Here is a 24,338-nt window from a genome sequence, read left to right on the forward strand (position 1 = left end):
CGATGGGCGGCTTCCTCAGCGACACCTTCCTTGCAGCTCTGCTTTTCGGCGCGGTGACGGCGGCGGTTCCGCTGCTTCTGGCCGGACTCGGCGAGCAGATGTCGGAAAAAGCCGGGGTGCTCAACATCGGCATTGAAGGCATGATGATCACGGGTGCCTATCTCGGCTTCGTCGGAGCCTACTACTCCGGCTCTTTCTGGCTTGGCTTTCTCACCGGCGCTGCCGGCGGCATCGCGGTTGCTGCCCTGATGGCGCTGCTGTGCGTCCGTATCGGATTGAACCAGATCGTGATCGGCATAGCGTTGACCCTCGGGCTGGATGGCCTGACAGCGCTTCTGCACCATTTCCAGTTCTCGCGCAGCTATCCGCGGCTGCCGGCTGCCGAGGTCACGCCCATCCCGCTGCTGGCAGACATCCCGGTGCTCGGGCCGGCGCTGTTTCGCCATCACCTGATCGTCTACCTCGCGGTCGCGATGGTTGGCATCATGATCTGGGTCTACAGGCGTACACAGCTCGGCCTCAATCTGCAGGCGGCAGGCGACAAGCCGGCGGCTCTCGATGTGGCAGGCATCGACGTGATCCGCACCCGCACGGTGGCTGTGCTCTTTACCGGCGGCATGGCGGGTCTGGGCGGCGCTTATCTCGCCAATGTCGGCGCAGGGCTCTTCATTCCCTTCATCACCAATGGCGCCGGTTTCCTCGGCATCGTGCTGGCGATGCTGGCCCGCGGCCGGCCGCTCTGGGTACTCGTCGGCGCGCTTATTTTCGGCGGCTGCCTTTCGATGACGACGGCGGCGCAGGTGGCTGGTATCAATATTCCGACCGACGTCATCCAGATGCTGCCCTTCCTGGTGGTGATGGCAATGCTGGTCCTTTTCGGGCGCCGCGCCAGCCTGCCGGCCGCCCTTGGAATTCCCTACGAGCGCGGTGCGCGCTGAAGATCAAAACAGGAGGAGAAAATGGCCGATACTAAAGTCTACCTGCTCGACGGCGGCTCGCTCGTGATTGACGGGTTCCACGTCTTCTGGAACCGCGGCCCCGCTGGAGACGTGCGCTTCCCGGTCTACTCGATCCTGGTGGAGCATGCGGAGGGCCGCTTCCTTTTCGACACCGGCTTCGATTACGACCATGTCATGAAGGTGCTTCCCTTCGAGAAGCCGATGCAGACCAAGGAGCAGACGATCCCCGGCGCTCTCGGGCTGATTGGGCTCGAGCCGAAGGATGTGGGTGTGGTCTTCAACTCACACTTCCATTTCGACCATTGCGGCGGCAACAAATACTTCCCACACGCCAAGAAGATCTGCCACAAGCTGGAAGTGCCGCAGGCACGCAACCCGCAGCCTTTCGAGCATCTCGGCTATTCCGATCTCAGCTTCTCGGCCGAGGCGGCCGAAGCGCGCGGCGTAACCCACCAACTCCTCCCCGGCACCACGCGGGAGAACTCGACCTTCGAGGGGATCGAGGGTGATGTGGAGCTCGCCAAGGGTGTCCACCTGATCTTCACGCCGGGCCACTCGATCGGCCATTACAGCCTGCTGGTGGAGTTCCAGACCCGCCGGCCGATCCTGTTCACGATCGATGCCGCCTACACGCAGAAGAGCCTGGAAACGCTGTGCCAAGCCTCCTTCCATATTGACCCGGTCGCGGGTGTCGAATCCATGCGGAGGGTCAAGAAGCTGGCGGAGGAGAAGGATGCAGAGCTGATGTTCTCCCACGACATGGAGAACTACAGAAACTACCGCACCGGCACGCAGTTCTACAGTTGAGGATCGGGTGATGCGCTACACCGATAATATGGAGCCCGTTTTCACCCTGACCTCCGGGCCGGTCAACGCCTATCCCGACGTGCTGCGCGGTCTCGGCCGCACCGTTCTCTACGACTATGACCCCGCCTTTCAGCTCTTCTATGAAAGGATGGTCGAAAAGGCGCAGAAGGCCATGCGGCTCTCCACCCGCCCCGTCATCCTGCACGGTGAGCCGGTGCTGGGTCTGGAGGCAGCGGCAGCTTCGCTGATCACGCCCGAGGATACGGTGCTCAACCTGGCCTCCGGCGTCTACGGCAAGGGCTTCGGCTACTGGGCCAAGCGCTATTCGCCGAACCTGGTGGAGATCGAAACTGCCTACAACGAGGCGATCGATCCGCAAGCCGTCCGCGACATGCTGGCGAAGCATCCGGAAGTGACCGTTGTCTCCGTCTGCCACCACGACACGCCTTCGGGCACGATCAACCCGATCGATGAGATTGGTGCCGTGGTCGCCGCACACGGCGCGTACCTCATCGTCGATGCTGTATCTTCCTTCGGCGGAATGAAGACTCATCCGGAGGAATGCCGGGCCGATATCTATATCACGGGTCCGAACAAGTGCCTGGGAGCACCACCCGGTCTGACCATGGCCGCAATCAGCGACCGCGCGTGGGCAAAGATGAAGGCGAATCCGGCCGCGCCGCGTGCCTCGATGCTGTCCATCCTCGATTGGGAAGATGCCTGGTCGCGGTCACAGCCGTTCCCGTTCACGCCATCAGTCGCCGAGATGAACGGGCTCGACGTGGCGCTCGACCTCTATCTCGGCGAAGGACCGGAAGCGGTCTGGGCGCGGCATGCGCTGACCGCGAAGGCCGCGCGTGCGGGCATCAAGGCCATGGGTCTCGGCATCTGGGCAGCGCGCGAAGCGATCGCCTCGCCGACGACCACCGCGGTCCGGACGCCGGAAGGGATCGACGAGGCGAGGCTGCGGCGTGAGGTGCGCGCCCGTTACGGCGTCGTTTTCTCGTCGGGTCGCGGTGAGACGCTCGGGAAACTCACCCGCATCGGGCACATGGGCCCGACCGCTCAGCCAATCTACGCGGTCGCCGCGCTTTCGGCCCTCGGCGGAGCATTAAACACGATGGGCTTCCGTGGGGACACTGCCGCTGGCGTGGCGGCTGCCATGGCCGTGATTGATACAGACGCGTGAACCAATTTCGAAACATAGGAGGGGAAGAATGAGCGGAAGACTTTCGGGACGCACCGCACTGGTCACAGGCGCAGCGCAGGGCATCGGCAAAGCGATCGCCGGGCGGCTGGCGGCAGACGGAGCGACCGTCATCGTCAGCGATGTGAACGCCGACGGCGCGGCGGCGGCGGCCACGGCAATCAGCAAGGGCGCTTTCGCCATAGCCGCCGATATTTCGCAGCCGGACGCGGTCGCGTCGATGTTCAGGGAGATCGAAGAGAGGACGGGCGGTGTCGATATTCTCGTTAACAACGCCTCTATCGTACCCTTTGTGGCATGGGACAATGTGGATCTCGCCCACTGGCGCAAGATCATCGACGTCAATCTGACCGGCACTTTCATCGTCACCCGCGCCGCGACGGACCAGATGCGGGCGAAGAAGAAGGCCGGCCGGGTCATCTCGATTGCGTCCAACACCTTCTTTGCCGGCACGCCGAACATGGCCGCCTACGTGGCGGCCAAGGGCGGCGTCATCGGCTTCACCCGTGCGCTGGCGACAGAACTTGGCCAGTATGGCATCACCGCCAATGCGGTGACGCCCGGTCTTATCGAGAGCGACGGCGTCAAGGCGAGCCCGCACAACCAGGCGTTCGAGTTCGTGGAAATGCTGCAGGCCGTGAAGGGCAGGGGACAGCCGGAGCACATCGCCGACGTGGTGTCGTTCCTAGCCTCGGACGACGCACGCTGGATGACTGGCCAGACGATAAACGTCGATGCGGGGATGGTACGCCACTAGTTCGCAGTCGCGACACAAACGCGCAGGCGGGCTGGGAGGCGTAGCAAAAAGCGCCGCTCGGCTTCCGTAGGAAGTCCGGCGACAGGCGCGCGGAGGCGTTGACGCTTACGCGACGCTGATGCCGATTGCGCGCCCCCGTGCGCGGGTAGGCGCGACCTGTTCTGGAGAAGCAGCTGGACCTGCCGTGGCGGGCTCGATCGCGCGGCCCGATAGTTGCTGCCGGCGAGGGGCCGTCGTGCTTCGCATCTCTAGCGCCCTCCTCTGCGATGGCGGCGGGACCACTACAGGCCGAGACCTGCAACGGCCGCAACGATCATCTTGCGCAGCCAGATATGTCTCGGGGCGTCGTGATGGCGCGCATGCCAAGCGAGGCTTATGACTACGTTGCCCAAATCGAGTGGCGGCGGCGCCATCACAAAGCGCCGCATGTCGGCGGCTGTTCGAGCAAGGCTGGACGGCAGCGTCATAACCAGATCCGAGCGCGCGGCGATCTCGACTGCCGCGAAGAAGCTCGGCACCCGTACCTTGACCCGGCGTTGCCTGCCCGAACGAGCGAGGATTTCGTCGACCCACGCCCGGCCACTTCCAGTGATGCTGACGACGACATGATCCAGTTCAAGGAACCGTTCCAAGGTGAGTGCCTTGCGCGCGGCAGGATGTTCGGCGCGCATCAGGGTTACGAAGTCGTCCTGGTATAGGCTGCGTTTCCGGATTCCGGCGGGCGCGTCTTCGACGACGCCGATCAGAACATCCACGGCGTCGGCTTCAAGTGCCTCGAGGGGTCGCGGACCTGGCGGCACCACCTGAAGATCGACAGACGGCGCCTGCTCCGCAAGTCTGGCGATCAGCCGCGGGGCGAGGACGGCTGCCTCAAGGTCCAGCATCAAGAGGCGCACTGGTCCGTTCGCCCGCATCGGATCGAACGTCCTGCCTTCCAGAAGTTCGCTGACACCTGCCAGGGTGTTGCGCAGCAAGGGGCGCATCTCCTCGGCGCGCGCGGTAAGCAGGTATCCGCCGGTTCCGTCCACCAGAAGCGCATCGGAGAAAAGAACCCGCAGACGCGCAAGCGCCCGGCTGGCAGCGGGTTGGCTCATGCCGAGCCGTGTGGCAGCCCGCGTCACGCTCCTCTCGTCGAGCAGCGCATTGAGCACGACGAGCAGGTTGAGGTCGGCATTTCTCAAATCCACTTCACGCATGCTGGCAATATAGCTCATGCATTCGACGCATAACAATCCGCGCCGTAGTCTCCTGGGGTATCAACCAGAGAGAAGTGACATGTACGTAGTGCTTGGAGCAAACGGGCGAGCCGGGAGCGATACCGCTCATGCCTTGATCGAAATGCGCAAGCCTGTCCGTGTTGTCCTACGGCGACCGGAGCAGGCCGAAAAGTGGAGAAAGCTCGGCGCGGACGTCGCAATCGGAAGCATCGAAGATGTGCCTAGCCTCGCTGCGGCGTTGAAGGACGCGTCGGGTGCCTTCCTGCTATCCCCTCCGCCCGTGAGCGGCGATCCTTATAGACGCGCGGAGGAGGTCGGCAGAGCGCTTGCGGAGGCGGTGCATCAAGCCAGGGCGCCGAAGATCGTCGCCCTGTCCTCCGTCGGAGCCCAGCACGAAACGGGTACAGGCATTATCGCGACGCTCAAAAGGTTGGAGAAACATCTCGATGGAGCTGCGCCTTCAACCACCTTCCTGCGGCCAGGCTATTTCGTCGAGACCTGGGGCGAGGTAGCAGCGGCAGTCATCGCCGATGGCGTGCTTCCGAGCTTTCTCGATCCCTCGAAGAAGATCCCGATGGTGAGCACGATCGACGTCGGACGCACCGCTGCCCGTCTGCTCAGCGACGATTTCATCGGCAAGCGGGTCATTGAACTGCGGGGTCCGCAGGACTGGAGCGCGGACGATGTCGCGGCCGCATTCAGCTGGGTGCTCGACCGCCCTGTGGAGACGGCATTCGTTCCGCCGGAGGCTCGCGCTGCGGTGCTCGCAAAGGAAGGAGTGCCTGCGGAAGTCGCCGATGCGCTGCTCGGGATGTATGACGGCATTGCCAACGGCAGGGTCGAGCACGAAGAAGGGAACGAACAACGCCGCGGCTCCGTGGCATTGGCCGACGCGGTCGAAAGAATTGTGAGGAGAATGAAAAAGGATGCCGGCAACCTGGCTGCTTGAGCCCGCGCTGCCTCAACAAACATCGGATATCCTACCGAAATGCCGAAGACACGATCAAGCTCGTGAACGAAGCAGAAACCGCATATCGTTCCATCTCAGAAGCGGCCGGCGTGCAGAAGGCGTCGCAGTAGGCGAGACGACAGGGACGCGCTCCCCCATCCCGGCTCGACAGAAACGGCGGGCAAAGCCCGCCTTTTTTGCGCATAGCACACAAAAACGGCTCGATTGGAACCGAAAGCAGACGGGCGGCTCCCAGCTTCCGGAGAGCGATGACAGACATTCAGCCCGACGGTACTGAAGTCTCTGACCAATTGACACACATGGGCGCCCCGCCGAAGATGCCTGCACATCTGCCGAGTTATGCAGGCAGCAAGTCGTAGACAGGGGCTACAAGATGGGCCTGCAGCATTTCTCGACAGCCGATATCCCGGCCGAAGATGCCGTCGCTTCGGTTCAGGACACGTTCGAATCAATTATCAACATGTTCATTGACACGGTTGATGACAGCCCACTTACCGTCCACATGTCGGTGCGGGTTCTGCCGAATGCGGCGGCTGCTTCGAGCACATTTTCTCCGCTGAAAGGTACGCGCACACCTTCGCGGATCGCTGCCGATGGAAACGACGATTTCACGCTGATCATTCTGAACAGCGGGCGGATGCACTTTTCCCAGGCCGGCCGCCACGAGGTCGTGCTTCGTCCAGGCGAGGCCTATCTGTGGGACAACGACCGGCCGGGGACTGGTACCTCCGACCGACTCTCGTCGGCGGTGAACGTGGTGGTCCCCCGGAATGTGCTCTCCTCGGCGGTCTCTGATCTGGACCCGCTGCTGGAGAACGGTCTCCCCGCGACGGCCGGCCTGAAGCTGCTTGCCGGCTATGCACAGACCTTGTCGCGCGATGTAGGCGTTCTCTCGGCAGCCGAAGAGGCAATAGCCGCTGCTCACCTGTACGACCTCACCGCGCTTGCGCTGGGAGCAGCACGCGATATCGGAGCCGCCGCAGGACGAGGGCTGCGCGCCGCGCGACTCAGAGCGATCAAGGATGACATCATTGCCAACCTCGCCGACGAGAGCCTGTCGCTGGAGGTGATCGCGCGGCGGCACGGGATCTCGCCGCGCTACGTGCGGGCCCTCTTCGAGACGGAGGAGACCAGCTTTACCGAGTTTGTGCTGAACGCACGCCTTGCGCGGGCATACCGGATGCTAACCGACCATCGTTTGGCGCGGCACGCGATCAGCACTATCGCTTTCGATGCGGGGTTCAACGACCTGACCTATTTCGGGCGGACATTTCGCCGGCGCTACGGCATGACCCCTTCGGATGTAAGGGCGCAGGCGATCGGTGGCCGCGGCGGAGCATAGGACCCCGCACGCGTACACGCGTCGTTTGTACCTTTCCGTCCTAGAGTTTGTGGCGCTCAAGCCGAGCCGAGGAGCCGTTCTCACCGCTAGAAGGATGCCCAAGCTGGGGGATTCTTCGCGATGAGAGACAGTGTGACTTCGGCTGCACGCGCGGCACTTCAGATGAGTACATCCGTCGCGGTTGTTGCTTTGGCCGCCTCGACATCGCCTGCTCTGGCTCAGACGGTCTGGACCGGCGCTGTTTCGGAAAATTGGTTCGATAACAGCAACTGGACCAATGGAGTCCCAGTTAACATACAAGACGTGATCATAGACATTACTGATCCGGCTTTCCCTGTTCTGGACAATCAAAACGCCTCCGCCGGTGATCTAACCGTAGGGGAAAGCGGCTGGGGGCGATTGATCGTCCACAACACCAGCAATTTGCAAACCCAGACGATTAATCTTGGAGGCAACGAGGGCTCGCGCGGTGAACTCTACGTCAACTTCGGCTCGACCTTAAACGTCGACGTCTTGACTGTCGGGGAATCGGGTGAAGGAGTGCTCGGTTCCACCGACGGACACATTATTAGCGAGCAGTCGGTTCTTGGGTCGGACCCTGGTTCGATTGGGTTCTTCGGGCTTCACGATGGCGCCCTTTGGGAGAGTGGCTCGTACCTCGTGGTTGGCGAGAGAGGCCAAGGCAATCTGACGATCGAGGGCAGCAGCGTCGTTGTGACGGATGGCGACGCTACGTTGGCCGAATATGCTGGCTCCGCCGGCTCGGTTAACCTTTTTGGCCTCGGCTCAGCGTGGAATGTCTCGAATCTGCTGACGGTCGGCTACGGTGGGACTGCCTCGCTGAGGATCGGCTCCGGCGCCGAGGTGAACAGCGCCGCGGGCATCATAGGGACAGAAATCGGCTCTCTTGGACAGGCATATGTCCACGGCGGCGAATGGAACACGACCAGCCTCTTTAGGCTCGGTGTATTCGGACGGGGCGAGTTGTACATCTCGGGCGAAGGAACAGTCATTAGCGACGGCCTAGATATCGGCCTTCAAGGCGGGTCAGGATTTCTCAGGGTTCGGCATCTGGCATCTTCGTTGGAGAGCACCGCTGATCTGACAGTCGGCTTCGACGGAACGGGAACGATGGTCATTGACGAGGGTGGTCGTGTCCAAAACGTCAATGGGTATCTTGGCTACTCTGCTGGAAGCACGGGCCAGGTAACCATCGCCGGTATTGGCTCGCGCTGGGACAACTTCAACGAACTAACCGTTGGACGCGAAGGTAGCGGCCATCTTGAGGTCACGGGCGGCGGTCTTCTGAACAGCGCCTGGACGGCGCTTGGACACCTTGAAAGTGGCGTAGGCTCCCTCACAGTAAGCGGCGCCGGATCTACATGGAACACCGGCAGCGACGTCAGCGTAGGATACGAGGGCCTCGGCACCCTGACAGTCACAGACGGCGCTGAGATTAGTACATCTCATACATTCATTGGCCGGTCGGCACGTTCGCAAGGGCACGTCACCATTGATGGCCCGAATACCACCTGGACCAACATCTCAACCCTGACCGTCGGGAATGAAGGCAGAGGGAGCCTCCTGATAACCGGTGGCGCAACGGTTACGGATCAGGCAGCCATGATCGGCCGCCATCTCGGCTCGGAAGGCTCTGTTCTCGTCGGTGCTGGTTCGACCTGGAATACTGGCGATCTTCTCGTTGGGCAATTCGGGAGCGGCTCGCTGATCGTTGGCGCGGGGGGGATGGTCACAGCGAATGCAGTGTCGATTGCTGCTGAGCCTGGTTCCGCAGGGTGGCTGCTTCTGAACGGAACGCTTGCTGGTACTGGTGGATTGGCGGTTCAGGCAGGCGGCTGGCTTGGCGGCAACGGAACCGCGGCGGCAGATGCGGTCTTGTCCGGCGTGCTGGCACCCGGCGAGAACGGGATCGGCACTTTGCATGTAAATGGCAGCTTCACGGCCGAGGCTGGCTCCCGTTACCAGGTAGAACTAGGTGCGGGCGGATCCTCGGACCTCGTCCAGATAACGGACGCCGCAACTTTGAACGGTGGTACCGTCGCGGTGTTGCCGCTGCCAAACCTCTCCCCCTCCGCGACATACACCATCCTCACTGCGGCCGGCGGGGTCACAGGCAACTTCGATGAAGTTTTGGAGAATTTCTATTTCCTCTCGGCGGAACTTTCCTATCAGCCAACCAGCGTGCTTTTGTCCTTCCAATTGGATCACACTCTTGAGTCGGCCGCTCTCACGCCCAACCAAAAGGGGGCCGCGGCGGGAATTGAAAGCTTGGGGCCGGGGGCAGAGCTTTGGAACGCCGTCGCGCTGCTTGGCTCGCCAGAGGAGGCAAGGGAAGCCTTCGACGCGACCTCGGGTGAAATTCACGGTTCTGCCAAAACGGCATTGATCGAAGATGCGCGCTTTGTTCGGGAAGCAATGCTTGCCAGGGTCGCCGCGGCATTCGATGGGGATGTCGGCAACGGGCTCCCCGTGATGGGCTACGGGGCTGGGGGCCCGGAAAGAATTGGCGCGGAGACGGAACGTTTCGGCCTGTGGGCGCACGGTTTCGGAGCTTGGGGAAAGATCGACAGCGATGGCAATGCGGCTGAACTTGAGCGTTCGACGGGCGGCTTCCTTGTGGGTGGCGATGCACCCGTAGGTGAAAGCTGGCGCCTCGGCCTAGTCACGGGCTACAGCCGCTCGAGCTTCGACGTAGATGGACGCGCTTCGTCTGGCGACAGCAGCAATCTTCATTTTGGCCTATACGGTGGCGGTGATTTCGGCGCGATCGGCTTGCGGTTCGGTGCTGCACATAGCTGGCATGACATTGAAACCTCGCGGGCTGTCGCATTTACCGGTTTTGCGGACACGGTCACGTCAGAGTACGATGCCGCGACGGCACAGCTTTTTGGCGAGGTGGGCTACAAACTGTCGATGGGCTCCGTCGCGCTCGAGCCGTTTGCGGGCGTCGCATATGTGAACCTGGACACCGACGGATTCACTGAAAGGGGAGGCGCGGCAACGGTGTCGAGCCCGGGAGGAACGACAGAGGCGACCTTTTCCACGCTGGGACTGCGCGGCTCGGCTGACCTGGCACTTGGCGGGATAGATGCTACGGCTCGCGCGATGCTAGGCTGGCGCCACGCCTTCGGCGACATCACCCCGGAATCCATTCATGCCTTCGCCGGTGGCGAGCCGTTTACCATCTACGGTGTGCCAATCGCAGAGGATGCGATTTTGCTGGAGGCCGGGCTCGACTTCAGCCTTACCGAAGCGGCTACCCTTGCCATCTCGTACCATGGCCAGCTTGCATCCGAGGGCAACTATCACGGCGCCCGTGCCACGCTCGGACTAAGATTCTAGGGAAGGCGGAAGTTTGCAGCAGCTGTGCTATTCCGCAGGAAGCGCTCTCGGCGAGGGCTCTCGGCTGTAGACGATGACGGCGAACATCAGGACGCCAAGCAAAATAACCAGGGAGCTTATCGCAGTCAACGGTTCGAACGCGGTGTAGCCGAGATAGAGCAGGTACAACGACGGTACCATCACCACGACGCCTGCGGTATAGACCCAGTATTGAAGCTGTGCCAGCTTGCTTTCGGCCTTCGAAGGATTGAGCGCGTAGTAGCCGCCGAAGATCGCCATGGTCACCCAGCCCAGAAGATTTGCGTGAGTATGGGCGGCGATGACGTTGTGGTTGCCCGAGATTGCCATCTGCAGGCCCATCGCGATGCCGATGATCAGGATGACGATTGCAGTCTTGAAATAAAGCGAAGCTATGTGTGGCATTGTATTCCCCCAATGACCTCTTCCCCTCGAAGAGAGAGGACATTGTACTTCAAAACCCGGTCAGCGGAAAGCGCGTGGCTGCTCAAGCTCAGCACTTGATACGCGCAAGAGGGAAGCACGGTCACGCAAAAAAGGATGAGCCGCCTCAGGACTAACCGGGCGGCTTCATTTCTCATGCAGAAAGGCTCGGCTCTACTCGGGCCCATGCTGAACCTGGGAGTAGCTTAGCGTGCCTCGATTTGCCGCCGTCTAAGCGAATGCGGCATGAAGCGGAAGCCGAAGCGATCTTGAGCGGCTCACTAGTGACTCACCTCGAATGAGAGGGCCTTGCCTGTGTCGGGGTCCAATCGGCAGGTGAAGGTGAAGTCGTCCCAGTCACTTCCTACCCTCACCTGGCCCGAGCCGGTGAGCGTTTGGCTCGACGTCATCTCGAGCGTGCTTGGATCGTCCGTGCCGAGGAAAACCCGGTCAGCCTCCTTTTTCCACTTGCGGAGTTCCTGCAGCGCCAATGGCCGACAGATGAATTCCGCGACCTTCTTCGCGTCGCTCCAGGACGAGGCCATCTCTCGCTCCTCATTTGACCGAAGCTCGGCAATCTGCGCAGCGATGACGTCCTGTTGCGCCTTCGAGAGCAGGGTGGCGGCGACGGCGGATTGACCAGTAAGAATGAGCATCAGAAATATCGCCCAGCCGCAGCTGGCTCTAGATTGTCGATGCATATGGCCCTCCTTCGGGTGCTAGGGTGCGATGGTGAGGGCCAACTGTTAAGATTGGTTGATCGCGGGATGTAAAATCTTCGGGGCTGTTGATCGCTGGCCCGGAGAACTGGTTTGTCTCGCCTGCCTCGGGAGCAGGAAATCGGTCCTCAATCCGGCCACCGCAGCCGGATCGTTAGTGATGAAGGCGCTAGCGGACGGTGTCGAGGTTCCATTCCACAGTGGCCGGCATGCAACCGCCAGCGCTCAGCCACGTTGTAGCAGCATGTTCTTCTTTTTCTCCAATCGCCTCGGGTGCCTTGGCTCGGTCGTTGTTTCCATCGCCATCACGGTTGTCGTGCTTGCACTGCTCGGGGTGTTCTAACCAAAGACGACCGAGTGCATTATCCGCCCGGGAAGCAGTGTGAACAGTCCAGTCAGGATTAACGCCAGACCATACAGTTTGATCATCCCGGCGCGGTGCTTGTCCACGCGGTGCTGATGAGCGTTCCAAACGCCTATAGGCACGGCAACGAGCACGAGCATTGAGAGCAGGTGGATCGGGCTCCAAGGCCCGAGAAGGCGCCACTCGTGGATCCAAAGGCTACTGCCGGCGACGACGAGCATCAAAATAGCCCACGAATAACCGAAGAGCCGGTGGGACGCGGTCCCCTTGGTTCTGAAGAGCTGAATGGCGCCCAGCAATATTGCAGCCATCGCAGCGATGGCGTGAACGCGGATTACCAGTGGCGCATCGTATAGAGGCTCAAGCGACATGTACGTCGTCCCCCGCGGCCGGGGCATCTTTCCTTATGTTGCCCGAGCTGACAAGGCTTGAACAAGGAGATCGTGGGCGCGCTGCTGGCGGCAGGGAAGGGCGCAGTGGCGCAGTGTACTTACAATCCCCGGCACTTCAGGGGAGCAACACCGCGACGGGCTGTTAAGGCCCGAGACTGTCAGTGCAAACCGAAGCAGTGACAACCTGTCATCAGACATAAGCGAGCCGAGGTCATTCGGCGAGAATGACCTCGGGCTAGAGCTGATCCATCCGGGATGCGCTATCGACTATAGGGGGACACGCACTGCCGCCGCGGACCGTTGTTGGGCTGATATGTGTTGTCCGATGCGCGATACGACCGCCATCGATCATAGCACCACTGGACGTGAGCGTTGCCGGAAGGTCGGACTGCCTGCTGGCTCATGGTCCCGCCAATGATGGCCCCGAGGGCAAAGGCGGCAGGTGGAAACCACCAGCCGTCGTGGTAGCGGTATCCCGGGCGGCGATCGCGAAAGCCCCGATGACCGCGCCAATGCCTGCTGCCGGCTCGACGTTCAAAATGATCACGGTCCCGGTCCCGATCCCAGCCCCGATTGCCCCGGCGGTCGCGATCCCAGTGCCGCTCCAGATCGCGGCGATCAAAGTTCCGGTCGTTGTCGCGAAGCAACCGGCGCCACGCGTCTTCCTGTACGCGCAAGACTTGCGGTGTGGCTTCAGGCGCCTTGGGCGGAACCAATGGAGCGCTGGCCGCTGAACCCATGGTGGCCAAGGCGGTCGCAAGGGCAATAGCGGCGCAGAGCGGCTTACTTTTGCTGAGTTTCATTTTGGCGCCTCAAGTTGGACGGTTTACACGCAAACCAGCACCGTGCCCGTAATGTTCCGAAAACGGGGGCAGGCTCGGAGCCGATCCTGGCGTTCCTCCCGTCTGGTTGGCGAATGGTACGGCGTCCGCCTGCACACGCAATCTACATGGCGCTCGCCTTGGTGGTGTTCCGATCCTTCTTCCACTTCCGTCGTAGTGGTTGCCCCGTGGCATCATCGCTGGCGTTCTGCAAATTTGGTGGACAGGCAGACTCCAAGCTGGCCGCTGACATCGCTGATGAAGGTAACGCCCAAGCCTTCGAAGACAGACCTGAATGTCCGCACCACATCTTCGGGGCAGGATGTATTGCCGTTCTCAAAACGCGTGACGGTGAGGCCGGAAACTCCGGCCAACTTGGCGAACTCCCGGACCGACAGCCCCAAGCCCGCCCTTGCCATGCGGCATTGAACGGGCGAGATCAGTTTTGAGGTATGGATGGACGCCTTGCTATTGGGAGCACCTCTATCGAGAGCCATCGTCAAGCGCCCAACGCCGCAGGAGCCTCCCCCTCATCGTGGCGCAGCAGCGTCTTGCTGGCGATGAAGGTGTAGAACATCGGGACGACGAAGAGCGTGAACATTGTTCCAATCAGAATCCCCGAAAAGATGACGAGGCCCATGGAGTAGCGTGCGGCCGCACCGGCGCCGCCTGCAAGGATGAGCGGCACCACGCCAAGCGACATCGCCGCCGTGGTCATGAGGATGGGGCGAAGGCGGACTTTCGCCGAGGCGACAATCGCCTCGCGCCGCGAGAGATGGTGCAGTTCGCGCTGCTGGTTTGCGAACTCCACCAGCAGGATGCCGTGCTTCGTGATGAGGCCGATGAGCGTGATGAGGCCCACCTGCGTATAGATGTTCAGCGTGCCGAGCCCCAGATTGAGCGGAATTATTGCGCCGAAGATCGACAGTGGGACCGACATCATGATGATCAGCGGATCGCGGAAGCTCTCGAACTGCGCCGCCAGCACCAGATAAATCACGATCAACGCCATTGCGAAGGCGATGAGGATGGTGTTTCCCTGCTCCTTCTCAAGCCGCGACTGCCCCGAATAGTCGACGAAGAACCCCTCGGGCAGGGTCTGCCGGGCAATGTCCTCGATCGTCTGCAGGCCGGTGCCGGTGGTGACGCCTGGCAGCGGCAGCGCCGAGATCGTTGCCGCGTTCAGCTGGTTGAACTGCTCGATCGAGGCAGGTGAGGCAGCGGTCGAGATGGAGACCACCGCCGAGAGCGGCACCATGTCACCCGTGGTGCTGCGCACGAAATAATGCCCGAGGCTCTCCGGGTTGGCGCGATAGCGCTCCGGCACCTGGGTGATGATGTCGTAGCTGTTGGAGTCACGGTCGAATTGCGCAACGGCGCCGCCGCCCACCAATACGCCGAGCGTGGTGCCGATGTCGCGTGCGGGGATGTTCAGAGCCGCTGCGCGGTCGCGATCGACGGTGATGGTCACCTGCGGCGCGTCGAAGGCAAGTGAGTTCTGCACCACGATGAAGCGGCCGCTCGCCTGCGCCTTCTGCCTGATCTCCTCGGCGATCTCGTACACTTGGCTCGGATCGCCGGTCGACTGGATAACGACCGAGATTGGCAGCCCACCGCCGGCGCCTGGGAGCGAGGGCGGCGCAAAGACCAGCGCCTCAACGCCCGCCACCTTGGTCAGGCGTTGCTGGATATCGGCCTGGATCTCCTTTTGGGAGCGGTCGCGTTCGGCCCAGTCGTTGAAAGCCCAAAGCGCGATCGCGCTGTTGGTCTGGCCGCCGAAGCCGACGATGGAGAAGTTGGTGCGCAACTCAGGGAGGTCCAGCGTCAGTTCGCGCATCTGATCCGTATAGAGCTTCGTGTATTCGGAGGTTGCATAGCGCGGCGCGTTCACCAGCGAAAATAGCGCTCCCTGGTCCTCCTCTGGGGCCAATTCGCTTGACGTTTTCATGAAGAGAAAACCCGTCAGCGCAACCAGCGAAAGGACGACGAGCAGCGTGACTGGGCGGTAGTTGAGGGAGCCGGAAACCAGCCTCTCGTACCGGTTTTCGATACGCGTGAAGGTGCGGTCGACAGCGGTCTGGAACCTGCTGTGGACGCCGGCTTTCAGGATGCGCGCACTCATCATCGGCGTGATCGTGAGCGCCACGACGCCAGAGATGATCACCGCGCCGGCCAGGGTGAAGGCGAATTCGCGGAAAAGCGAGCCGGTAAGCCCGCCGGTGAAGGCAAGCGGCGCGAACACGGCTGCAAGCGTGATCGTCATTGCGATGACCGCTGTCGAGATTTCCGCCATTCCGGTGAACGCCGCCTGGCGCGGGGTCATCCCTTCCTCCATGTGGCGGTGGATGTTCTCCACCACCACGATCGCGTCGTCGACCACCAAGCCGATGGCAAGCACCATGGCCAGCAGCGACAGGAGGTTGATGGAGAAGCCCACCAGATAAAGCAGGAAGCACACTCCGATTAGCGAGAGGGGGATGGTCACGATCGGCATCAGGACCGAGCGGAACGAGCCCAGGAACAACAGGATGACCAGGACGACGATCACCACCGCCTCGGCGATGGTCTTAAAGACCTCCTCGATTGAAGCGCTGATGGAATCGGTCGCGTCATAGACCATCTCCATCGTCATCCCTTCCGGCAGCGTTGCCTGGATGGCGGGCATTTCGGCAAGCACGGCCGCAGAGGTGTCCAGCGGGTTTGCCGCCGGCGTCGGGAAAATGCCGATGAAGGTGCCCGGATTGCCGTCAAAAGTCACGATCGTGTCGGTGCTCTCCGCCGCAAGCTCGACATCCGCCACATCGCGCAGCCGCACCACCTCGTCACCTTCGGATTTGAGGGGCAGGGCGCCGAACGCTTCCGGCGTCTGCAGCGTCGTCTGCGTGGTGATCGCGTAGGCGACATATTCGTTCTTCGTCTTGCCGGGCGCCGAGAGGAAGTTCGAGGAGTTGATCGCGCTCACCAGTTCGGCCGCCGTGACGCCGCGCGCGGCGAGCCGCACAGGATCAACCCACACCCGCATGGCATAATTTGCGGCGCCCAGAACCTGGACTTCCGCCACGCCTTCGATCGTCGACATGCGCGGCCGGATCACGCGCTCGATATATTCGGTGAGCTGCTCGGCCGTCATGTTGGGGTTCTGCAAGGCGATGTACATGATCGCGAATTGCATGCCAGTGCCCTTGACGATCGTCGGGTCCTCGGCCTCGGAAGGAAGCTGCCCACGCACCTGCTGGACCTTGGACATGACCTCGGTTAAGGCGGTGTCAGGGTTGGAGCCGAGCTGCATCTGCACCGTCACCACGCTGGCCGAAGGGCGGCTCTGGGAAGACACATATTCAATATTCTCGGTCGTCGAGACGGCAGCGGCGATCGGAGACGTGATGAAGCCCTGGATCAGGTCAGCGCTTGCGCCGGGGTAGGTGGTGGTGATGGTGATGACCGTCTCCTCCACCTCCGGATATTGCCGGACAGGCAGATTGAACAGGCCCTGGAAGCCCAGCAGCAGGATCAGGAGGCCGAGAACGGTCGATAGGACGGGCCGCCGGATGAAAAGCGCCGAGATGCTCATGGTACGGTGCTCCCCACCTGTAGCGGCTGAACTGTGTTGTCGATCGTGACCTGCGCGCCATTCGTCAGGCGGTTCTGCCCTGCATTCACGACGAGGTCGCCCGCGGAGAGGCCCCTCTTGATCTCGACGGAGCCCTCGCTGCGCCTCCCAACCTCAACAAAGACCTGTTCGATCACATAAACCTTAGGGGCCGCGCCCGGCTGCGCCGCGGCTTTAGCGGCGGCTGAGCCCGGCTGTTTCTCCGCGGCAGGCTCGCTTCGCTGGGCCAGCTTTGGCGTGGCAGGCTCCGCTCCGGACTGGGACGCATCCGGTTCCTCCTGTGGCCCTGCGGAAGGCGCCGCCGCTTCAGCCGGCGCTGGGTTGGCTCCTTCCCCCTGGGGGCGGAGGCGATAGACATAGTCGCCGTAAAGGCTGGTCACGACGGCGGTCTGCGGCACCGCCAGGACATCCTGCTCGGCGGGAAGCTCGATCATCACCCGAACGAACTGTCCTGGGTTCAACCTGCCTTCCGGATTTGCGATCTCCGCCCGGACCGAGACCAGCCGTGTCGACGGGTTGACCTTGGGGTCGATGCCGATGATCGCGCCCGTGAAGGGCATATCGCTGTCCGTCAGTCCGGCCCGCACGGGCTGCCCGATCTTTAACGCCTGGAGCTCTTGCTCAGGAACGGTGAAATTGACCCGCATCCGTTCCAGATCCTGCAACGTGGCTACAATGGTGCCCGGCGTGAGATACTGGCCAAGCTCGACCTGTGGAATGCCGATCGTTCCGTTGAACGGCGCCCGCAGCTGTTTCTGGCTTAATGCTGCGCCGGCCTTCATGACCTGCGCGGCCGAAGCCGATGCCGCCGCTTCGGCCGATTCCAGATCAGATGTGGTGCCGACGCCGCGCCGCTGCAGCTCGCGCGCGCGCTCCAAGGTTTGCTGATCCAGCGCCGCCTGCGTTTGGGCCGCCGCAAGGTCGGCCTTCTGCATCTCGTCATCGAGCCGCACGAGCACATCTCCCTGCTTCACCCGCCCGTTCGGGGCGAAGGTGATCTCCTCCACGAGGCCGGACGTTTCGACGGCGAGATCGACGCCGTTGGCCGCGCTCACCGTACCGATCGCCGCAATGCTGGGCTTCCATTCGATCGGTTCAACGATGGTCGTGGAGACGGTGAGAGTCGGCGTCGGCATGTTCGCGAAATACTGTTCGATCATGCGATCGCGAAACATGTTGTAACCAACCAACCCCCCGGCGATTAAAGCAACGAGAACGAAGGCAATGATGAAGCGGACGATCATGGAGAATGGTTTTCCGTTGCGGACACAGGCCTATGCGCGTCCCCAGCCGCCGAATCCGCAGGTCCCGACCGGCATGTTGCGGGAACGAGGCAGTTACTGTACCGTCCGGACGGTTATGTCAATCCCGGCGACCAGGTCTGATGCCCCGCAGTGCGAACTCAAAGCAGAGAATACTAGATGCCGCTTCCGAGCTCGCACGAACGGAAGGTTCGGCGCACCTTTCTCTCGATGCCGTTGCGGCGCGGGCAGGTATCTCCAAAGGGGGCCTTCTCTATAATTTCCCGACAAAGACCGCACTGCTCAAAGCGCTGGTGCAGCAGTTCATTGAGCATTTCGAAGCGACATTGAACGCGGTCGGCAACGCTGCCGGCGGTGGTCCGCTGGCCAGGGACTATTTCGAGGTGGCCTTGGAGGATCTCCAGAATGCGAGACCGCCGTCCTCTGGCTTGCTCGCCGCGCTTTCGGAGGATCCAGAGCTGCTTTCGCCGGTACGACAGTTCAATCGCAAGCTGCTCGACAGGATGAAATCAGGATCGACGGACTACACCGCCGTCCTCATGCTCTTCATGGTCTTGGAGGGGATGCGCTGCCAAAAATTGCTCGGCACAGAAGTTCTCACCGCTGATGAACGCAATAACCTCCTAAAGAGGCTCGAGGCAATGCTGGGGTAAGTAGCGCTTCCCAAAGGTGGAGCAGCTGGACGCTCGCATAGAAGGCTACCGGTGGATTGGCAGAAGTTGCCGTATCTTTGTCATTTCTGCCGTAAGAACCGACTGCTAGGTTCAATCGTCCGTCGGAAGCGCGACGGGCTCTGCAAGCGCCATCAACTCCCAGGCACAAAACGGGCCGGTGCATATGACAAAGGCAATCGCAATCCTTGTGGCCCGCCTGATCTTTGGCGGCGCATTCCTCCTGGCGACCTCCATGAAATTCACCGGTATGGACGCAACAGCGGGCTATATCGCCTCCATCGGGCTTCCGTTCCCGCTCTTCTTCGCTTGGGCCGCCGCCGTGTTTGAGCTTGGCCTCGCGCTGGCATTCTTCACGGGAGCGTTCTTCGCCGAGGCAGCGATCCTCGCCATCGTCTACGTGTTCTTCTTGGCGTTTGCGTTTCATGGGCCGTCGCGATGGGAGGAAAACCCGATGGAGTTCGGCTTCTTCATCGACCACTTCACCCTCATTGCGGGACTTCTGTTTGCCGCGGTTCATGGACCTGGCGAGAAGCTGGCGCTCGACTGGCGCCTGTCTCGCGCTCGCCGCAGCGGCTGACGGAGGCGACGATGACGATGACTAGGATCGACGTCGCAGCGCTTGCGCCGGCGGTGGCAACCATTCACGAAGAAAGGACATGAACATGCCAAGCACTATCAAGCTGCACCGCGTTCTCGCCACGCGGCCCGAGAAGGTCTTTAGGGCCTTCGTCGAACCTGATGCCGTTGCGAGCTGGCTTCCGCCTAACGGGTTCACCTGCACTGTTCACGAGCTCGACGCCGCGGTCGGCGGCGCTCACCGGATGTCGTTCCGCAATTTCACGACCGGTGGCAGCCATTCCTTTGGGGGCACCTACACGGAGCTCGTTCCCGGCGAGCGGCTCGTCTACACGGACAGTTTCGACGATCCCAACCTGCCCGGGGAGATGACGACGACCGTGGTGCTGAAAGCCGTTTCGGTTGGCACCGAGGTAAGCATTGAGCAGCAGGGAATTCCAGACCTGATTCCGCCCGAGGCCTGCTACCTCGGCTGGCAGGAATCCCTTCGCAAGCTTGCGAAACTCGTCGAGCCGGAGATCAACCAGTAGGTCGGGAATGGCCTCGATCAACTTGCTCCACCAGCGCGGCATCGCCCCAAGGCAGTCCGTTACGCCAGAACCTTCCGCCGTGGAACTGGAGAGCCGCGCCGATGGCCGATCGGAGCGACCACCCGTCATCCATCCGATCCATCATCATCTCCAAGACTACCTCGCGACCGGCGGCAAACCGGAAAAATCGTCGCGATCTTCCCAATCACTGTCGAATTCGCTGGCTGTTGTTCGTCATAGAAGCAAGCGCGAAGGGCGCGCACTCTCAAAGGGGGGAATGATATGAACACATCCGCAATGCTCTGGACCGGCCGTGTCCTGACGGGTCTCTTTGCCCTATTCATGCTGGGCGCATCGATCGCGCCGAAGCTGCTCGGAATGCCCATAGCCGAAGAGACCATGGCGCAGCTCGGCTGGCCCGAAGGCTATGCTTTTCTGATTGGAGTCATCGAGCTGACGTGCCTCGTGCTCTACCTCATTACCCGCACCAGCTTGCTAGGGGCAATCCTAATGATGGGACTGCTCGGAGGCGCGATGGCGACGCAGATCCGAGTGGAGAACCCGCTCTTCAGCCATATTTTGTTCAGTGTCTATCTCGGGCTGTTCATGTGGGGCGGCCTGTGGCTTCGCGATCAGCGCCTTCGGGCGCTGTTTCCGGTCGCCCGCGAGAGCGGCGAAACGGGCAGCCAGCCGGCTGCACCCTAACAGGCAGTCCTAACCCGCGCAGATGCAGAAGCGGAATACTTTCCTTGTGAGGTACGGCGTTCCGAAAGAATATTCCAGACCGTTGTCATCTCCCGCTAGGGTGTACTGCGACTTTGCGCCCCGCGAGGAGTAGAACGAACGACAAAGGCTTTCCGCTGAAGCTCGACAATACAATAGGAGTCCATTCAATGCGCGTTGCGCCTCTGGCATTTTCGCTGTCCCTCCTGGCCGGGTCCGCACTTGCAGCCGATATTCGTCCCCTGGTCGATGCCGAGTGGGTGAAGGCAAATGCCGGAAAGGATAACGTCGTCGTGCTCGACATTCGCGACAAGATCGCGGAGACCGATCTCGGCGAAAAGCCCTACATCGAGGGTGCTGTCGTCGCGCCCTACGCCACGGCCGGCTGGCGTACCGAGTTGAACGGCGTGCCGGGTATGCTTCCGCCGCTCGAGCAGATCACAAAACTGATCGGTGATCTCGGCATCGATGATGACGATCACGTGGTCATCGTCCCGTGGGGCACTGACTCCAGCGAGGTGGGCGGCGCGACCCGCGTCTACTGGACTTTCAAATATCTCGGCCACGACGAGGTCTCGATCCTCGACGGCGGCTGGCGTCAGTATGACGCCGCCGGCGGACCGCGTTCGCTCGAGCCGGCCAAGCCGGAGCCCGCCAAGTTTACCGCGGCGCCGCGCGAGGAACTGCTCGCCACGACCGACGAAGTCGCCGAGGCGCTGAAATCCGGCGTGAAGCTGGTCGACGGCCGTCCCACCGACCAATACGAGGGCAGGGCGAAGAGCCCTGTCGTCGCCGCCCATGGAACTCTTCCGGGTTCGGTGAACATTGAGCATTCCAAGCTCTACAGTGCAGAGTACGCGCTCTTTGCCCGGCCCGAGACGGTGAAGGCGCTGACTGAGGCTGTCGGTCTCAGCGCTGACGAAAAGAACATCGCATTCTGCAACACTGGCCACTGGGCGTCGGTCGCATGGTTCGGCCTCTCCGAGGTGCTGGGCAACAAGAACACCAGCATGTATGACGGCTCAATGGCCGAGTGGACCGCCGATCCTTCGCGTCCCGTCGAGAACAAGTCGGGTACCTGATTTGCGCTGACGGGGTCCTGTTTTCCGGAGACCGAAGGGAAACAGGTGAATGTCCGGATCCTTCCGGACATTCGCCGTTTGAGAAGGGTCGCTGACAGCGGCCGGAATGAAAAATGAGTGACATCTCCTTTGACCGTCCCAAATACCTGCCGCTGGCGGTGATCGACCGTGCCCCGGCATTTGTTGCAGGCGGCGCCCTGCTGGTCGGATTCTTTGCAATCGCGCAACTGATCGACCTGCGGCAGGCTGCCTTGTTTCTTGTGGGCGGGCTGCTGGGCGCTGCTCTCTATCACGGCTCCTTCGGCTTCACGGGCGGCTGGCGCCGCTTGGTCGTCGAGCGCCGCGGGCGCGGAGTGCGCGCCCAGATGCTTATGATTGGCGTCGCGGCGGTGGCGATGATCCCGCTGCTCTCGGCCGGCAGCCTCGGCGGCCAGCCGCTGGTCGGCGCGCTGGCGCCGGTCGGCGTCTCCGTCCTTGTGGGTGCAGCCATGTTCGGGCTGGGCATGCAGCTCGGCGGCGGCTGCGGCTCTGGCACGCTGTTCACCGTGGGCGGCGGCTCCTCGCGCATGCTGGTAACCCTGGTCTTTTTCATCATTGGCGCGTTGGTCGGTACGGCCCATCTGCCCTGGTGGTTGGAGCTGCCGTCTTACGGGACGATTGACCTCGGCCGGCAGTTCGGCGTCGGCACCGCCATCCTCGCCACGGTTTGCGCGCTTGGCCTCGTCGCGCTGGTGACGGCGCTGATCGAACGTCGCGCGCATGGCGATATCGAGCGCGAGCCGGCGCCCTCGCGTCCGGGCTGGACCTGGTTGCTCTACGGCCCGTGGCCGCTGGTCGGGGCGGGGCTGCTGCTCGCTCTGCTCAACATTGCCACTCTGCTCCTTGCCGGCCACCCCTGGTCGGTTACCTTCGGCTTCGGCTTGTGGGGCGCCAAGGCCGCGCAGGCGGTCGGCGTGCCGGTCGAGACTTGGGCGTTTTGGAACTGGCCCGGCCCGCGGACGGCGCTGCAGTCGAGCGTGCTCGCAGACGTCACCTCGGTGATGAACTTCGGCATCATCTTGGGCGCCGCGCTAGCAGCCAGCCTTGCCGGCAAGTTCGCGCCGAAGGCAAAGATCCCGCTCGGCTCCTTCCTGGCGGCCGTCATAGGGGGCCTGCTGATGGGCTACGGCGCCCGGCTCTCCTTCGGCTGCAACATCGGCGCGCTGTTCTCCGGCATCGCCTCGGGCAGCCTGCACGGCTGGCTGTGGTTCGCCGCCGCCTTCGCCGGTTCCTTCATCGGCATCTGGGCACGCCGGCTTTTCGGTCTCGACGGGTTCGCGAAGAAATGAGCACCGCGCGCAACACACTCCTCTTCGGCGCCGCGCTTGCCGCCGCAACCGCCGCTGTCGCCGTCGATCACTACTCCAATCCGGTGCCGCGCGCAGGCACGGCGGCGGCTACCGCGTCGGTCTCCGCCGCACCCTGTTCGGCAGCGGCCCCGTGCTCTGCTGGAGCCCCTGCGGCGGCTCCGGCAACGAGCGAGGCCGCTCCAGTCGCGGCTCCCACGGCACCCTGCGCTGCCGGCGCGCCATGTTCGGCAGCGGCACCGAAGCTCGCGCCGCCGGCTCCCCCTGCAGCGCCGCCGGCCAGGCGGGCAAAGCTTGCTCCGCCTCCGCCGCCGGCTCCGCTTCCCTCCGAGACGAAAAAGCTCCCGCCGCCTCCGCCGCCGGCGCCACTGCCGGCAAAAGGCCAGGTGAATGGCTGAAAGTCATAAGGAAATCGCGCTGCGCGAGATCGCATTCTGCGAGAGCCTGCTCGCCAAGGGCGGGCTCAACATGCTCAGCGAGACGTTCCGCGGCACGGACGAGATCACCGCTTGGCAACACTATCCGCCAGGCGACGTCTTCGACCCGGTCAGCGGTGCGCAGTGGTTCTACCACTGCCATCCTTCCGATGAGGGCGCGGTGGAACATGGCCACTTCCACTGCTTTCTGCGCCCACAGGGGATCGAGGGCCCGATCCATCACCTAGCGGCGGTGGGAGTAGACGCTTATGGGCGCGTTCGGCGGATATTCACCGTGAACCAGTGGGTCGTCGGTGACGACTGGCTGGACGCCGAAGGTACAATCCCGCTGCTAGCGCGTTTCGACGTCCAGATGCCGCGTCCGTCCTATCTCGTTAATCGCTGGTTGACAGCAATCTTTACGGCTTATGAGGGAGAGATCGCCGGATTGGTCCGCAAGCGTGACACGGTGCTTGCAGCGCACCGTCCGCCGGACGGTGTTGATACGCGTCAGGACCGGGCACTCGAGGTCGTTTCCGAGTTCAGGTTCCCGGATTTATAGGTGCGACCGACGGGGCCGTGGCAGGCGAACACGAAGTTGGTATCGTAGATGAATGCGTAGTGGTATCCTATTTGGGTACGGCAACCGGGCGCCTGATGGCGGCACGAGACGTACTGGTTGAGTTCTAGTCATAGCGACGGGTGCCCAACCGATCATGGCTGTAGTCCTTGCCCGCGTGACGAGCGAGATCATGCCTAC

At 62.3% G+C, this 24,338-nt stretch carries 22 protein-coding genes; 14 read left to right on the plus strand and 8 right to left on the minus strand.

What is annotated here, in order from left to right:
• Nucleotides 1–2 precede the first annotated feature (2 nt).
• Genes RIN79_RS12345 through RIN79_RS12360 form a run of 4 tightly spaced genes read left to right on the plus strand, consistent with a single transcriptional unit; the run spans nt 3 to nt 3,730 of the window.
• Nucleotides 3–938 carry an ABC transporter permease gene (locus tag RIN79_RS12345; protein ID WP_309084964.1) on the plus strand — a complete coding sequence of 312 codons (936 nt, stop codon included), beginning with the start codon at nt 3–5 and terminating at the stop codon, nt 936–938.
• Nucleotides 939–959: 21 nt separating this feature from the next.
• Nucleotides 960–1,766 carry an N-acyl homoserine lactonase family protein gene (locus tag RIN79_RS12350; RefSeq protein ID WP_309084965.1) on the plus strand — a complete coding sequence of 269 codons (807 nt, stop codon included), beginning with the start codon at nt 960–962 and terminating at the stop codon, nt 1,764–1,766.
• Nucleotides 1,767–1,776: 10 nt separating this feature from the next.
• The gene (gene ppaT, locus RIN79_RS12355) at nt 1,777–2,955 is read left to right on the plus strand and encodes a pyridoxamine--pyruvate transaminase (protein ID WP_309084966.1); all 1,179 of its coding nucleotides are present in this window, start codon (nt 1,777–1,779) and stop codon (nt 2,953–2,955) included.
• A gap of 28 nt (nt 2,956–2,983) precedes the next feature.
• On the plus strand, nt 2,984–3,730 hold the full coding sequence (locus RIN79_RS12360) for an SDR family NAD(P)-dependent oxidoreductase (RefSeq protein ID WP_309084967.1): 747 nt from the start codon (nt 2,984–2,986) through the stop codon (nt 3,728–3,730).
• 281 nt (nt 3,731–4,011) lie between these two features.
• On the opposite strand, the gene RIN79_RS12365 is transcribed toward RIN79_RS12360, so the two are convergent.
• Nucleotides 4,012–4,926 (minus strand): LysR family transcriptional regulator, encoded by a 915-nt coding sequence (locus RIN79_RS12365; protein ID WP_309085022.1) that lies wholly within the window; start codon nt 4,924–4,926, stop codon nt 4,012–4,014.
• Nucleotides 4,927–5,005: 79 nt separating this feature from the next.
• On the opposite strand from RIN79_RS12365, the gene RIN79_RS12370 reads away from it, so the two are divergent.
• From RIN79_RS12370 to RIN79_RS12380, 3 genes are all read left to right on the plus strand, one after another.
• Complete coding sequence (locus tag RIN79_RS12370; RefSeq protein ID WP_309085023.1) at nt 5,006–5,896, plus strand: NAD(P)H-binding protein; 891 nt, start codon at nt 5,006–5,008, stop codon at nt 5,894–5,896.
• Between the two features lie 394 nt (nt 5,897–6,290).
• Nucleotides 6,291–7,259 (plus strand): AraC family transcriptional regulator, encoded by a 969-nt coding sequence (locus tag RIN79_RS12375; protein WP_309084968.1) that lies wholly within the window; start codon nt 6,291–6,293, stop codon nt 7,257–7,259.
• A 162-nt stretch (nt 7,260–7,421) separates the two neighbouring features.
• The gene (locus RIN79_RS12380; RefSeq protein ID WP_309084969.1) at nt 7,422–10,622 is read left to right on the plus strand and encodes an autotransporter domain-containing protein; all 3,201 of its coding nucleotides are present in this window, start codon (nt 7,422–7,424) and stop codon (nt 10,620–10,622) included.
• A gap of 27 nt (nt 10,623–10,649) precedes the next feature.
• On the opposite strand, the gene RIN79_RS12385 is transcribed toward RIN79_RS12380, so the two are convergent.
• From RIN79_RS12385 to RIN79_RS12415, 7 genes are all read right to left on the minus strand, one after another.
• Nucleotides 10,650–11,045, minus strand: a complete 396-nt coding sequence (locus RIN79_RS12385) for a hypothetical protein (protein WP_309084970.1) — start codon at nt 11,043–11,045, stop codon at nt 10,650–10,652.
• A 299-nt stretch (nt 11,046–11,344) separates the two neighbouring features.
• A complete protein-coding gene (locus RIN79_RS12390) occupies nt 11,345–11,719 on the minus strand; it encodes a DUF930 domain-containing protein (RefSeq protein WP_309084971.1) in 375 nt (124 codons plus the stop codon).
• Nucleotides 11,720–12,121: 402 nt separating this feature from the next.
• Nucleotides 12,122–12,517, minus strand: a complete 396-nt coding sequence (locus RIN79_RS12395) for a DUF2306 domain-containing protein (RefSeq protein ID WP_309084972.1) — start codon at nt 12,515–12,517, stop codon at nt 12,122–12,124.
• A gap of 281 nt (nt 12,518–12,798) precedes the next feature.
• Nucleotides 12,799–13,341 (minus strand): BA14K family protein, encoded by a 543-nt coding sequence (locus tag RIN79_RS12400; RefSeq protein ID WP_309084973.1) that lies wholly within the window; start codon nt 13,339–13,341, stop codon nt 12,799–12,801.
• A 212-nt stretch (nt 13,342–13,553) separates the two neighbouring features.
• Nucleotides 13,554–13,856 (minus strand): helix-turn-helix domain-containing protein, encoded by a 303-nt coding sequence (locus RIN79_RS12405; RefSeq protein WP_309085024.1) that lies wholly within the window; start codon nt 13,854–13,856, stop codon nt 13,554–13,556.
• Nucleotides 13,857–13,858: 2 nt separating this feature from the next.
• Complete coding sequence (locus RIN79_RS12410; protein WP_309084974.1) at nt 13,859–16,930, minus strand: efflux RND transporter permease subunit; 3,072 nt, start codon at nt 16,928–16,930, stop codon at nt 13,859–13,861.
• Complete coding sequence (locus tag RIN79_RS12415; protein ID WP_309084975.1) at nt 16,927–18,213, minus strand: efflux RND transporter periplasmic adaptor subunit; 1,287 nt, start codon at nt 18,211–18,213, stop codon at nt 16,927–16,929. Before RIN79_RS12415 ends, RIN79_RS12410 begins: the two co-directional genes overlap by 4 nt.
• Before the next feature lie 140 nt (nt 18,214–18,353).
• On the opposite strand from RIN79_RS12415, the gene RIN79_RS12420 reads away from it, so the two are divergent.
• From RIN79_RS12420 to RIN79_RS12450, 7 genes are all read left to right on the plus strand, one after another.
• A complete protein-coding gene (locus RIN79_RS12420) occupies nt 18,354–18,884 on the plus strand; it encodes a TetR/AcrR family transcriptional regulator (RefSeq protein WP_309084976.1) in 531 nt (176 codons plus the stop codon).
• A 184-nt stretch (nt 18,885–19,068) separates the two neighbouring features.
• Nucleotides 19,069–19,482, plus strand: a complete 414-nt coding sequence (locus tag RIN79_RS12425) for a DoxX family protein (protein WP_309084977.1) — start codon at nt 19,069–19,071, stop codon at nt 19,480–19,482.
• A gap of 85 nt (nt 19,483–19,567) precedes the next feature.
• Nucleotides 19,568–20,011, plus strand: a complete 444-nt coding sequence (locus RIN79_RS12430) for an SRPBCC family protein (protein ID WP_309084978.1) — start codon at nt 19,568–19,570, stop codon at nt 20,009–20,011.
• A 282-nt stretch (nt 20,012–20,293) separates the two neighbouring features.
• Nucleotides 20,294–20,716 carry a DoxX family protein gene (locus tag RIN79_RS12435; RefSeq protein WP_309084979.1) on the plus strand — a complete coding sequence of 141 codons (423 nt, stop codon included), beginning with the start codon at nt 20,294–20,296 and terminating at the stop codon, nt 20,714–20,716.
• Nucleotides 20,717–20,904: 188 nt separating this feature from the next.
• Nucleotides 20,905–21,816, plus strand: coding sequence for a sulfurtransferase (locus RIN79_RS12440; protein WP_309084980.1), 912 nt, complete (start codon nt 20,905–20,907; stop codon nt 21,814–21,816).
• A gap of 113 nt (nt 21,817–21,929) precedes the next feature.
• Nucleotides 21,930–23,144, plus strand: coding sequence for a YeeE/YedE family protein (locus tag RIN79_RS12445; protein WP_309084981.1), 1,215 nt, complete (start codon nt 21,930–21,932; stop codon nt 23,142–23,144).
• 408 nt (nt 23,145–23,552) lie between these two features.
• On the plus strand, nt 23,553–24,140 hold the full coding sequence (locus RIN79_RS12450) for a DUF6969 family protein (RefSeq protein WP_309084982.1): 588 nt from the start codon (nt 23,553–23,555) through the stop codon (nt 24,138–24,140).
• Nucleotides 24,141–24,338 lie beyond the last annotated feature (198 nt).

This window comes from Chelativorans sp. (genome assembly GCF_031180965.1).
Taxonomy (GTDB): domain Bacteria; phylum Pseudomonadota; class Alphaproteobacteria; order Rhizobiales; family Rhizobiaceae; genus Chelativorans.

Bases quoted from the DNA above. Each gene is read 5' to 3' on its own strand.
- RIN79_RS12345 (WP_309084964.1), top strand. From the start codon at position 3: ATGGGCGGCTTCCTCAGCGACACCTTCCTTGCAGCTCTGCTTTTCGGC.
- RIN79_RS12350 (WP_309084965.1), top strand. From the start codon at position 960: ATGGCCGATACTAAAGTCTACCTGCTCGACGGCGGCTCGCTCGTGATT.
- ppaT (WP_309084966.1), top strand. From the start codon at position 1,777: ATGCGCTACACCGATAATATGGAGCCCGTTTTCACCCTGACCTCCGGG.
- RIN79_RS12360 (WP_309084967.1), top strand. From the start codon at position 2,984: ATGAGCGGAAGACTTTCGGGACGCACCGCACTGGTCACAGGCGCAGCG.
- RIN79_RS12365 (WP_309085022.1), bottom strand. From the start codon at position 4,926: ATGCGTGAAGTGGATTTGAGAAATGCCGACCTCAACCTGCTCGTCGTG.
- RIN79_RS12370 (WP_309085023.1), top strand. From the start codon at position 5,006: ATGTACGTAGTGCTTGGAGCAAACGGGCGAGCCGGGAGCGATACCGCT.
- RIN79_RS12375 (WP_309084968.1), top strand. From the start codon at position 6,291: ATGGGCCTGCAGCATTTCTCGACAGCCGATATCCCGGCCGAAGATGCC.
- RIN79_RS12380 (WP_309084969.1), top strand. From the start codon at position 7,422: ATGAGTACATCCGTCGCGGTTGTTGCTTTGGCCGCCTCGACATCGCCT.
- RIN79_RS12385 (WP_309084970.1), bottom strand. From the start codon at position 11,045: ATGCCACACATAGCTTCGCTTTATTTCAAGACTGCAATCGTCATCCTG.
- RIN79_RS12390 (WP_309084971.1), bottom strand. From the start codon at position 11,719: ATGCTCATTCTTACTGGTCAATCCGCCGTCGCCGCCACCCTGCTCTCG.
- RIN79_RS12395 (WP_309084972.1), bottom strand. From the start codon at position 12,517: ATGTCGCTTGAGCCTCTATACGATGCGCCACTGGTAATCCGCGTTCAC.
- RIN79_RS12400 (WP_309084973.1), bottom strand. From the start codon at position 13,341: ATGAAACTCAGCAAAAGTAAGCCGCTCTGCGCCGCTATTGCCCTTGCG.
- RIN79_RS12405 (WP_309085024.1), bottom strand. From the start codon at position 13,856: ATGGCTCTCGATAGAGGTGCTCCCAATAGCAAGGCGTCCATCCATACC.
- RIN79_RS12410 (WP_309084974.1), bottom strand. From the start codon at position 16,930: ATGAGCATCTCGGCGCTTTTCATCCGGCGGCCCGTCCTATCGACCGTT.
- RIN79_RS12415 (WP_309084975.1), bottom strand. From the start codon at position 18,213: ATGATCGTCCGCTTCATCATTGCCTTCGTTCTCGTTGCTTTAATCGCC.
- RIN79_RS12420 (WP_309084976.1), top strand. From the start codon at position 18,354: ATGCCCCGCAGTGCGAACTCAAAGCAGAGAATACTAGATGCCGCTTCC.
- RIN79_RS12425 (WP_309084977.1), top strand. From the start codon at position 19,069: ATGACAAAGGCAATCGCAATCCTTGTGGCCCGCCTGATCTTTGGCGGC.
- RIN79_RS12430 (WP_309084978.1), top strand. From the start codon at position 19,568: ATGCCAAGCACTATCAAGCTGCACCGCGTTCTCGCCACGCGGCCCGAG.
- RIN79_RS12435 (WP_309084979.1), top strand. From the start codon at position 20,294: ATGAACACATCCGCAATGCTCTGGACCGGCCGTGTCCTGACGGGTCTC.
- RIN79_RS12440 (WP_309084980.1), top strand. From the start codon at position 20,905: ATGCGCGTTGCGCCTCTGGCATTTTCGCTGTCCCTCCTGGCCGGGTCC.
- RIN79_RS12445 (WP_309084981.1), top strand. From the start codon at position 21,930: ATGAGTGACATCTCCTTTGACCGTCCCAAATACCTGCCGCTGGCGGTG.
- RIN79_RS12450 (WP_309084982.1), top strand. From the start codon at position 23,553: ATGGCTGAAAGTCATAAGGAAATCGCGCTGCGCGAGATCGCATTCTGC.